The following is an 11,534-nucleotide window of genomic DNA, read 5'->3' as shown; positions in this document are numbered from 1 at the left end:
TCTCATTGGGTGAGAGAAGCACTGTTACCTGAGTTACCTAAAAACAGTGTAATTGTCATGGACAATGCCGCTTTTCATAAACGCAGTGATATTCAAGCAATCATTGAAGAGCATGGGCATGAGATAGTTTGGTTACCCCCTTATAGTCCAGACTTAAATCCTATTGAAAAGATGTGGGCTTGGATTAAGCAAATCCGCAAAGAATGGCGGATGGATTGTATTGATACTTTATTCTTTTATCTGCTTTGGATTGGGTTGGGTTTTAGATGATTGCACTATAATGGGAATAATGGCTTATCTTTGTACAGTTCTAATACCATGACAGAATTAAAAGACAATCCGGTCAGACTAGTACCAATTTTGCGTTTAACGATTTGAGACCTTTGCAAAAGACAAAAAAAGAGAGTTTTTAATTTTTTTAATTTTAAAAAATCTATTAAAATCATATGCTTATTTCTCTACTAATAGTAAAAATTCACATAAAATAGAATTTTGCAAAGGTCTCATTAGATATAATTTTTTACAAAAAAAATTATAAGTTTTTCCGAATAAATTTAATTTATTTATTTTACGTAACGACAATATTTTTTTCTTATTCGAAGATAAATAATGCTGCATTTATTCGAGAATCAGCTAAAATACGGAGGGTTAGCGTCTTTTTCATGGAATATATATGAACTTAATGACTCGCCAGCAGATACAAACGCTTATCAAAAAAGAAATAGAGCAGACTGAAGCTGTTATGCATGCCGAAATGCAGTCAGAAGTACCTTTGGCTGAATTGGTTATGCATTATGCTTTGGGACAGGGTGGTAAGCGTTTTCGCCCACTACTTACATTATTAAGCGCTGGCGTTTGTCAATATCATCATCAATATGCTATCACTGCTGCGGCGTTTATTGAGTTTATTCATAACGCGACTTTATTACATGATGATGTTGTTGATGAATCAGAAATGCGACGTGGTCAACCAACTGCAAATATTGCTTTTTCAAATGCTGCGAGTGTCTTGGTAGGAGATTTTCTTTATACCCGTGCTTTTCAGCTCATGGTGAGAACGGGAAATATGGCGATTTTAGAAACCATGGCAGAAGCAACAAATTTAATTGCTGCTGGAGAGGTAATGCAGCTGTCTAATATGCATGATCCAGATGTGGATGAAGAACGTTATTATCGAGTAATTGAGCTTAAAACAGCTGTATTATTTTCCGCTGCTTGTAAAGTACCTGCTCAATTGGCTAATCTTGACCAAACTAAAGTTCAAGCACTTGCAGATTATGGGCGTTACTTAGGATTGGGATTCCAAATTATTGATGATTTACTCGATTATACAGGTGATGTGGCTAAATTAGGAAAGTCTTTAGGAGATGACTTGGCTGAAGGTAAGCCAACACTTCCTTTGATACGTGCGCAATCTCAGCTAGAAGGTTTTGCTCAAAAACGATTAAGAATCATTATAGAAACAGGCGATAGAGAAGCTATTAATGAAGTTATTGAGTTATTAAATCAAACGGATGCCTTAATTTATAGTCGAGAGCAGGCAAATAATATGATAAAAAATGCTATAAAAGTATTAGATATTTTTTCTGATAGCGATTATAAAACAGCATTAGTATCTCTAGCTTATGAAGCTATTCAACGAGATTTCTAAAAAATGACTGAGTATCTAATCGTTTTGGGTTTTAACATGATATATCTGTGTTAAAATGAGTTTTTCATTTTTATTGCGGTTTATTTTATGTTTCAGCGCATCTTCATCCGCAAGCGCTTAGCATTTCGCCAAAGCGCTTTTTCGTTATCAACGTTGCAAGCCCAGCTTCAATTACCTGAACTACAGGAGATTGAAGCTGTTGCTATTTATGATATATATCATGCACCAGAAAATATAGAAAAAGCGGTGAATCAGATATTCGCAGATTCTGTGACAGATGAGGTTTTAAAAGAACTTCCTCGAGCAAGTCATATTATTGTTGTTGAACCTTTACCCGGTCAGTTCGATCAAAGAGCAGATTCAGCAGAACAATGTTTACGATTGATTAGCGATGATTATGCCAATACCCAGGTTAGAACCGCAAACGCGTATTTAATTAAAGGCGAAATTAATGAAGAAGGGTTGGAGCGGTTAAAGCATTTTTTAATCAACCCTATTGAAAGTCGAGAAAAAGATTTATCTAATCAAACTTTACTAGATGCTAGTCAATCTAGCGATATTGCGTATTATCCAGACCTGTTACAGTTACAAAGTGAAGATGCTTTAGCTGAGTGGCATCAAAATTTTGGATTAGCTATGTCTTTAGCTGACTTACTTTTGGTACAGCGTTATTTTCAAGAAGAAAATCGAGCACCTAGCGAAACAGAAATAAGGGTGTTAGATACTTACTGGTCAGATCATTGTCGTCATACCACTTTCTTAACCGAATTACAGAATATTCGTTTTCCAGAAAATGCGTTAGGACAAGAAATACGGCTAGATTTTGAAGATTTCTTAGATAAGCGTCGGATGGTTTATGGCGCTAAAGCTGATAGCCGTCCTGTTACATTGATGGAACTTGCAACGATAGATGCAAAGTACCTACGCAGCCAAGGTAAATTAGAAGATGTAGAGTTTTCCGAGGAAGTTAATGCTTGTTCTGTCTTTGTAGATGTGGACGAGAATGACACTTCTCGTTCTTGGTTATTGCAGTTTAAAAATGAAACACATAATCATCCAACAGAAATAGAACCTTTTGGGGGGGCTTCTACTTGTATTGGTGGTGCTATACGTGACCCTCTGTCAGGACGGGCTTATGTGTATCAAGCAATGCGTATCAGTGGTAGCGCAGACCCAAGAGAAAATATTAAAGATACTTTACCGGGAAAACTTCCTCAGCGAGTAATTGCTGAGCGAAGTGCGGCAGGTGCATCTTCTTATGGAAATCAAATTGGTTTGGCGACTGGTCAAATAGTTGAGTTTTATCATGAGGGATATAAAGCTAAGCATATGGAAGTAGGTGCAGTAGTTGCGGCAACACCTGCAGAGCATGTTAGGCGTGAAGTTCCTAAAGCTGGTGACTTAGTCCTATTGTTAGGTGGCGCTACAGGCAGAGATGGATGCGGTGGGGCAACCGGCTCTTCAAAAGAACATCATCAAGACTCATTAGCGCAAAGTGCTGCTGAGGTACAGAAAGGTAATCCTCCAGAAGAACGAAAACTTCAAAGATTGTTTAGAAAAGGCGAGTTTGCAAGAAAGATTAAACGATGCAATGACTTTGGTGCCGGCGGAGTTTCTGTTGCCGTTGGAGAATTAGCAGAAAGTTTAGAGATTGATTTAGACTGTGTTCCAACGAAATATCAAGGATTAAATGGTACTGAATTAGCCATTAGTGAAAGTCAAGAAAGAATGGCAATTGTTATTGCACCAGAAGATTTATTAGTTATTCAACAATTAGCAGCAACAGAAAACCTTCAAGCGACTCATATTGCGACTGTTACAGATAATGATAAGCTCATTATGCGTTGGAGAGGAGAGGTCATTGTTTCTCTTTCTAGAAATTTTTTAGATAGTCATGGTGCCAAAACGGTACAACAAGAAGTGCAAATTTCTGCTGCTAAACCTCATTATTATTCTGAAGAGGTTTGGCAAGATGGCTTACGTTCTCAGCTCAAAACTTTGAATTTTGCGGACCAAAGAGGGCTAGGAGATAGATTTGATTTTAATGTAGGCGCTTCTTGTGTATTAAAACCTTATGGTGGATATTACCAAGCAACACCAACGGAAGCTTCTGTTTATAAGTTACCAGTAGAAACAAAAACCAATACAGCCTCTATTTTGGCCTATGGATTTTATCCTGAGTTTAGCGCACAAAGTCCTTATCATGGTGGAATGTATGCGGTTTGTGAAGCTGCCGCTAGACTCATTGCGGTTGGCGGAAATTTACGAACAGCACATTTTTCTTTGCAAGAGTATTTTCCAAAACTAGGTTCTGATGCTGTTCGTTGGGGATGGCCAACTTCTGCACTTTTAGGTGCTCATCATGCTTTAAAAGGGATTGAGCGTGCAGCCATTGGTGGCAAAGATAGTATGAGTGGTAGTTTTGGTGCTTTAGATGTACCGCCGACATTGATTGCTTTTGCCGTTGGAACAGTTGCGGCAGATAAAACGATTAGTGCAGAATTTAAACAAGCTGAGCATCAGCTATATTGGTTACGTTGTCCTCAAGATAATCATGGACGCCCGGATTTTTCAGCAATTTTAGAAGCTAATGATTTTATTCAAGAAGCAATAGACGAGGGAATTATTGCTTCTATTCGTAGTATTCGCCATGGTGGTGTTATTCAAGCGATTTATGAATCAGCTATTGGGAATAAAATTGGTGTTAAGATTAACGAGCTTCCCGATGCCTTTTTACCAGAATATGGGGGCTTTTTAATCAGCAGTGAGGGCGGATTAGGAATTGCACCAAATCTATTACATTTAGGCTATACTATTGCGGAATCTAAAATTGTAATTGGTTCTCAATCACTTGATTTATCAGAACTTGAGCCTTTAACACAGTCTTTAGCAGATATTTACCCTTTAAACGGTGCGAAACCAGAAGGGAATGCTTCTATTATTGAAGCTAAACCTTTAGCAAAAGCACGTCCTATTACAACAAAAATCCCCACTCCACGCATTTGTTTACCAGTTTTCCCCGGTACTAATAGCGAGCTAGATACCGCAAAAGCTTTTGTGCGAGAAGGGGGAATAATTGAAGAAATTGTTATTTGTAATAACCATCAGACAGATATTCAAAATTCTCTTAATGCTTTGGTAAAAAGTCTAGATAATTGTCAAATTTTTGCATTATCTGGTGGGTTTAGTGCGGGTGATGAGCCTGATGGTAGTGGAAAATTTATTGCCAACATTATATTTGAACCACATATTCAAGAAGCTATTGCACGATTTTTAGCACGCGATGGATTGATTCTTGGTATTTGTAATGGTTTTCAAGCATTAGTAAAAACAGGATTATTGCCTTATGGTGAAGTGAAACAACCAAAAATAGGTGATCCTACATTAGCGCATAATCGTATAGGTCGTCATATCGCCAGAATTGCAACAACAATTATTTCAAATAATGCTAGTCCTTGGCTTTCTGAGTTTATCATTGGGGAAGCACATGATGTTGCGTTATCTCATGGAGAAGGAAGATTTTATTGTAGCGATGAAGCATTAGATAATTTGATTGAAAATGGGCAAGTTGCGATTCAATATGCTGATCCTAAATTGCTCATTCCAACAATGCATCCTTCTTATAATCCTAATGGCTCTTTAAATGCTATTGAAGCGATTACAAGCCCTTGTGGTAGAATTTTAGGGAAAATGGGGCATAGTGAGCGTTGGCAAGATAATCTATATCGCAATCATTACCCTACTATTCGTCCACAAAATATTTTCCGCGCGGGGATAAAAGCATTTAGATAATTAGATAAGGATAATTTATGAGTTATGAAGATAAAGCCCGACAAATTCTTCAAAAAATTATTGATGAAAATAAGCAAAATGATTATGCGGGGATTGATCGAACTCCTAAAGGAGTTGAAAATCGTCGACAGCGAATGCAAATTGCAAGCGATCCTCATAGTAAATTTGGTGGCAAAGCTCAAGGTTTTGGCGCGGAATTAGAGCAGCATATTATCAATGGCGATCTTTCAAGTGATCAGTCTGTTGAAGTATTGATGGCGCTATATGGATTAAACTAAGTTTCCGATTTTATTTTTTATTTAGCCATCTTAAGGACTTTTCATGGAAAAACGCGATCTTCTCTATAGTGGCAAGGCAAAGTCAGTTTATACTACTGATGACGCTGATAAAGTGATTATTCATTATAATGATGACGCAACAGCAGGAAATGGAGCAAAACATGCGATTATTGAAAATAAAGGAGTACTCAATAATCAGATTACAACGCTTATTTTTGAAGCATTAAAATCAGCAGGTGTTCCTACTCATCATATTCAGACGTTGAATGATAGAGAGCAGCTTTGCCAAAAAGTAACTATTATTCCACTAGAAGTGATTACTAGAAATACTATTGCAGGCTCTATGGCAGCCCGTTTGGGAATTGAAGAAGGAACGCGTCCAGAAAACGTTATTTATGAACTTTGCTATAAAAATGACGCTTTAGGTGACCCCTTGATTAACGATGATCATGCGGTTGCCCTTGGTATTGCTAGTTATGAAGAGTTAGCAACAATCTATGATTTAACAGATGCAATCAATGAAACCTTAGATACGCTATTTTCTGAGATTGGAATAGATTTAGTAGATTTTAAGATTGAATTTGGAAAAACATCATCTGGAGAAATTATTCTTGCCGATGAAATTAGCCCCGATACTTCACGTTTATGGGATAGTAAAAGTGGTGAAAAATTAGATAAAGATCGTTTCCGTCGTGACCTTGGTGGTTTAACCAATGCTTATGAAGTGGTTTTAGAGCGTTTGAAAGCATTTAGCAAAAGGTCATCATCATGACTTTAGATTATAAGTCTGCTGGTGTTGATAAAGAAGCGGGATATGATACCGTTAATCGTATTAAATCTTATGCTAAAGCAACGCATAATGCGCGTGTATTAGGTCAGATTGGGGCTTTTGGCGCATTTTATGATTTATCAGGCTATAAAGAACCCATTTTAGTTTCTGGTACGGATGGTGTTGGCACAAAACTGAAAATAGCGTTTGAGTTAAAAAAATACGATACCATTGGTATTGATGCTGTTGCTATGTGTGTAAACGATATTCTTTGTCATGGCGCTCAACCGCAATTTTTCTTAGATTATCTTGCATGTGGAAAATTAGAACCTGAAATTGCAGCTGATATCATTAAAGGAATTGCTAAGGGATGTCAACAAGCAGGAGCAGCACTCATTGGTGGCGAAACCGCTGAGATGCCAGGTTTTTACCAAGCCGGGGAGTATGATATTGCAGGATTTTCTGTTGGTGTTGTTGAAAAATCAGCTTTAATTGATGGCAGTCGCGTTCAATCGGGTGATGTCTTGATTGGATTACCTTCTTCAGGTTATCACTCTAATGGCTATTCTTTATTAAGAAAAATTTTTACAAATTTTCATTCAGCTGTTGGTGACAAAACCGTTGGTGAGGTATTACTAACTCCAACAAAAATCTATGTTAAATCAGTATTAGCTGTTCTAGAAAAACATCAGGTTAATGGCTTAGCACATATTACCGGTGGAGGATTACCTGAAAATCTCCCGCGCGCTTATGGTGATAAGCTAACTGCTGTTATTGATACTAAAATGTTGCCTGATTTACCTTTATTTGCTGAAATTAAAAAGCGAGTAAATGAAGAAGAGTGTTTTGGTACATTTAATATGGGTATTGGATTTGTTCTTATTGCACCAGAAAATGAAGTTCCCGCTATTTTAAATACCTTAAAAGAAAATGGAGAGGAGGGAATTATCATTGGAAAAATGCAATCAGGAAATGAACCAATCCTTTTTCAGTAAGATATTTTAATGAGCAAATAATAGGATTGTTGTCTTGATAGCAATCCTATTATTGTTTTAGTCGTATTATTTATTATTTAAAGGATATTTTTATGTTACCCATTCCAGCTATTGATCTCAAAGATGGACAATGTGTACGCCTCAAACAGGGTAGAATGGAAGATGCGACTGTTTTTTCAAATAATCCAGTAGAAATGGCAGCTCATTTGATTTCACAAGGAGCAAATAGGCTTCACTTAGTTGATTTAAATGGTGCATTTGCAGGTAGTCCCAAAAATGCTGATGTTGTTTTAGAAATTGCCAAGCGATTTCCCAATATTCCGCTACAAATAGGTGGAGGAATTCGTGATGAAGATACTGCTAAACACTATTGGGATTTAGGCGTTCGATATTGCATTATTGGGTCTAAGGCTGTTTCTGATTCAGATTATGTATTATCGCTTTCTGAGAAATATCCTAAACGCTTAATTTTAGGCATAGATGCTAAAGATGGTTATGTAGCAACGGATGGATGGGCAAATATTTCAGGCATTAAAGCAACGGAATTGGCTCAAAAATTTAGTTCAGAAACAATTGCGGCAATTATTTATACGGATATTAGCAAAGATGGCATGATGGAAGGTGTTAATATCGCTCAAACGACTGCTTTAGCAAGCGCTACAAGCATTCCTATCATTGCAAGCGGAGGAGTATCTAGTTTAAAAGATATTATTGCATTAAGAGAGGCGCGACCAGAAATAGCAGGCGCCATTATTGGTAGGGCGCTCTATGATGGTGCATTCACATTAAAACAAGCCTATGCAAATGCTTTACCTATTAAAATAACAAATGATATAAATTCTGATATTTATCAAGATGCTTTAAGCTTGCGTCGTAGTGTCTTTATTGAAGAACAGAAAGTTGAAGAAGCTTTAGAAATTGATGAGTATGAAAAAGATTGTTGGCATATCGTTTTATACAATACAGAAAAAAAACCTATAGCGACAGCTAGAATTTTGTTGCAAGAGAGTGATTCTATAGCAAAAATTCAAAGAGTAGCAGTGGCAAAAAATGTTAGAGGTCAAAATTTGGGCGAAGTGATTATGGGTGCGACAGAAGAAAAAGCTAAAGACCTAGGCGCTAAAGTCGCAAAATTAGGTGCCCAAACACATGCAATTGGATTTTATGAGAAACTCGGATATGAAATTTGTAGCGAGGTTTATCAAGACGCCGGCATAGAACATAAAGATATGCAGAAATCGCTTATCTAACTGATTGTAAAAATATATCACTAATAAATTTTTGATTTTAATCATTAAAGCACTTTTCTAGAGTTTTATTGAGAAAAGTGCTTTTTTCTTGGTTCTCTTCATATATAGAGTAGAGTAATATAGCATAACGTTTAAAGTGACTTGGAGGAACAATGTCTGCTATTTCTCAACTAAATCCACAAGCTGTATGGCAATATTTTGATCAGCTTACTCAAATCCCGCGCCCTTCTCACTATGAAGAGGCCGTTCAGCAATTTATCTTAGACGAAGCAAAAAAATTAGGATTATCTGCTGAACGAGATGAAGTTGGTAATATCGTTGTGCGCAAACCAGCCACACAGGGAAAAGAAAATGTTCCGGGTGTGATTTTACAAAGTCACCTAGATATGGTGGCGCAAAAAAATCAAGATACACAGCATAATTTTACTCAAGATCCTATTAAAACCTTGATTGAAGGAGATTGGGTTACCGCTCAAGGCACTACTCTAGGAGCAGATAATGGAATAGGGGCTGCTGCTGCATTAGCAGTATTGGCTTCTAAAGATATTAGCCATGGACCTATAGAAGCGCTTTTCACCGCAACGGAAGAAACAGGAATGGAGGGTGCTAAAGGATTAAAAGGAGGATGGTTAAATGGTGAAATTTTACTAAATTTAGATAGTGAAGAATTAGGGGAGATTTGCATTGGCTGTGCAGGAGGATTAGATGGTGATTTTTCATTACCACTAGCATTTCAGCCCAATACCGCGCCAGGATTTGCTCTTCATATTAGAGGCTTAAAAGGCGGACATAGTGGTATTGATATTATTCGTCAACGTGGTAATGCGATAAAAATATTAATACGATTACTCTCAACAATTAGCGATAAAGTTAAAATCAGTACCTTAGAAGGTGGAAATTTACGCAATGCTATTCCAAGAGAAGCAGATGCACTATTTGCTTCAGAAGAAGATATTCAAACATTGCGTAATCTAATAGAGAAAGAAGCAGCACTTATTCGGCACGGTTTACCAAAAGAAGATAGACAGTTCGTTGTGCAAATTGAATCCGTTTCTCAACCAGTACAAATATGGACGCAAGAAACACAAAAAACCGTATTGGATATATTAGAGCTATGTCCAAATGGTGTTGATCGAATGAGTGTAGAGGTTCCAGCTATTGTTGAAACCTCTAGTAATTTAGCAAAGCTTACCTGCAAAGGTTCTATCTTAAGTATCCATTGTTTATTACGCTCTTCAGATAGTTCAGCTAAAAATTATCTTGCCAACAATATAAGTAGACTTTTCCAATTAGCTGGGGGGAGTGCAAAACTTAGTGGCAATTATGATGGTTGGCAGCCGGTAAATGATGCTGAAATTACACAAATTGTCGCAAAAGAAGGAGAAAAACTTTTAGGCAAAAAACCACATATTAGTATCATTCATGCTGGATTAGAATGTGGCTTACTAAATCGACATTATCCTCATTGGCAAATGGTTTCTTTTGGTCCAACGATTGAAATGCCACATTCTCCGGATGAAAGAGTTAATATAAAATCCGTTGATATATTTTGGCAATGGTTGAAGAATATTTTAGAAACATTATAGGTACTGGTTTGAAAAGTATGCTGGGGTAGAAAATAAAAAAGACAACTTGGAAAAAGATGATAATTTGGGGTTATGAAAACACAAATTACAATCAGCTGCCCAAGTTGCCTAGGCCTCAGTATAAAAAAGAATGGACGGAAAATCTATGGTAAGCAAAATTACCAATGTAAAGATTGTCATCGACAGTTCATTGATAAAATGAATTTAACTTATCAAGGCTGTCAAAGACATATTGATGCGAAAATACGTTTAATGCTTGTTAGAGGCTGTAGTATTGCTGATATTATGGTTATTGAGAAAGTCAGCAAATATAAAGTATTAAATATCTTGAGACCTTTGCAAAACCCCTACAAATAGAGAAATTTCAATTTTTTAAATTTTGAAAATATATTAAAATCATAGTGTTAATTTTTTTTACTAGTAGCAAAAATTTATAGTGAAAGGCTACTAGAATAGTTACAGTATTAAGATAGATGAATAAAGTAAGCACTTGTACTATTACTGGAGTAGCGATTTAATTTCTGTGACTCTTTTATTAGCCTTTGACTATAGTGTAAAACGGAATTTTGCAAAGATCTCAGTTTGTATGCAAATTAAACCCATTCAGCTATAGTAGTGAAATAGTCGCTTTTGTATGGGGTAAACGTCATCTAAAGACAGCTAAGCAACTGAGAGAGAAAATTGAAGCCCTAGGAATTAGTTTTGATTATATAGTAAAATCACTTATAATCCAATCTATCCAAAGCAGATATTAAAGAACAACTTGTAGTAGAATTATCAAAAATAAACTGAGCATATCCTATGACCTACTGCCGCCAATTCCGACAGAAAATTCTTAACGATATTGCTAATGGAGAAACTTGGCGCGCTGTTGCAAAGCGCTACAAGATCAGCAAATTCACCGTCTATAGCTGGATTAAAAATCCCCATCCTAAAGGCTTTACTGAGCGTAAGCCCTCAAAGATTGATGATGAAGCCTTGCTTAAGGATATTGAGCAGTATCCCGATGATTACCAATGGGAAAGCGCTAGACGTTTTAATTGCTCGCAATCAGCGATTTGTTATGCTCTAAAGCGACTAAAGATAACGCATAAAAAAAGATTAACCAACATCCAAAAGCCGACACAGAGAAAAGAGAGCACTTTCAAGAACAAATAGTGGATAAGACCGCTCAAGACAAACCGATAGTCTATCTTGATGAATGTGGTTTTAT

At 36.7% G+C, this 11,534-nt stretch carries 9 protein-coding genes and 2 pseudogenes; all 11 read left to right on the top strand.

Annotation, left to right across the window (positions count from 1 at the left end; genetic code table 11):
* On the top strand, positions 1-270 hold a 270-nt coding region (locus A5N85_RS02920; protein WP_211268049.1), incomplete at its 5' end, for a transposase.
* Between the two features lie 403 nt (positions 271-673).
* Positions 674-1,651, top strand: coding sequence for a polyprenyl synthetase family protein (locus A5N85_RS02915; protein WP_084601573.1), 978 nt, complete (start codon positions 674-676; stop codon positions 1,649-1,651).
* Between the two features lie 87 nt (positions 1,652-1,738).
* Positions 1,739-5,443 (top strand): phosphoribosylformylglycinamidine synthase, encoded by a 3,705-nt coding sequence (locus tag A5N85_RS02910; RefSeq protein ID WP_072575900.1) that lies wholly within the window; start codon positions 1,739-1,741, stop codon positions 5,441-5,443.
* Between the two features lie 17 nt (positions 5,444-5,460).
* Positions 5,461-5,721: a hypothetical protein gene (locus tag A5N85_RS02905; protein WP_072575899.1), complete on the top strand. Its 261-nt coding sequence runs from the start codon at positions 5,461-5,463 to the stop codon at positions 5,719-5,721.
* 43 nt (positions 5,722-5,764) lie between these two features.
* Positions 5,765-6,493 carry a phosphoribosylaminoimidazolesuccinocarboxamide synthase gene (gene purC, locus A5N85_RS02900; protein ID WP_072575898.1) on the top strand — a complete coding sequence of 243 codons (729 nt, stop codon included), beginning with the start codon at positions 5,765-5,767 and terminating at the stop codon, positions 6,491-6,493.
* Complete coding sequence (gene purM / locus A5N85_RS02895; protein ID WP_072575897.1) at positions 6,490-7,485, top strand: phosphoribosylformylglycinamidine cyclo-ligase; 996 nt, start codon at positions 6,490-6,492, stop codon at positions 7,483-7,485. Before purC ends, purM begins: the two co-directional genes overlap by 4 nt.
* Positions 7,486-7,577: 92 nt before the next feature.
* A pseudogene (gene hisA, locus A5N85_RS17165) lies at positions 7,578-8,288 on the top strand (1-(5-phosphoribosyl)-5-[(5-phosphoribosylamino)methylideneamino]imidazole-4-carboxamide isomerase); the annotation flags it as partial.
* Between the two features lie 63 nt (positions 8,289-8,351).
* Entirely contained in the window at positions 8,352-8,735 is a 384-nt protein-coding gene (locus tag A5N85_RS17160) for a GNAT family N-acetyltransferase (protein ID WP_342769564.1), read from the top strand.
* Positions 8,736-8,887: 152 nt separating this feature from the next.
* Entirely contained in the window at positions 8,888-10,321 is a 1,434-nt protein-coding gene (locus A5N85_RS02885) for an aminoacyl-histidine dipeptidase (protein ID WP_072575895.1), read from the top strand.
* A gap of 72 nt (positions 10,322-10,393) precedes the next feature.
* Positions 10,394-10,651 (top strand): annotated as a pseudogene (locus A5N85_RS02880) (IS1/IS1595 family N-terminal zinc-binding domain-containing protein); the annotation flags it as partial.
* 471 nt (positions 10,652-11,122) lie between these two features.
* A complete protein-coding gene (locus A5N85_RS02875; protein ID WP_072575885.1) occupies positions 11,123-11,479 on the top strand; it encodes an IS630 transposase-related protein in 357 nt (118 codons plus the stop codon).
* Positions 11,480-11,534 lie beyond the last annotated feature (55 nt).

This window comes from Suttonella ornithocola, assembly GCF_001889065.1.
Taxonomy (GTDB): Bacteria; Pseudomonadota; Gammaproteobacteria; order Cardiobacteriales; family Cardiobacteriaceae; genus Suttonella_A; species Suttonella_A ornithocola.
The sequence above is the reverse complement of the archived record's forward strand: the minus strand, read 5'-3'. Positions and strand labels throughout refer to the sequence as shown.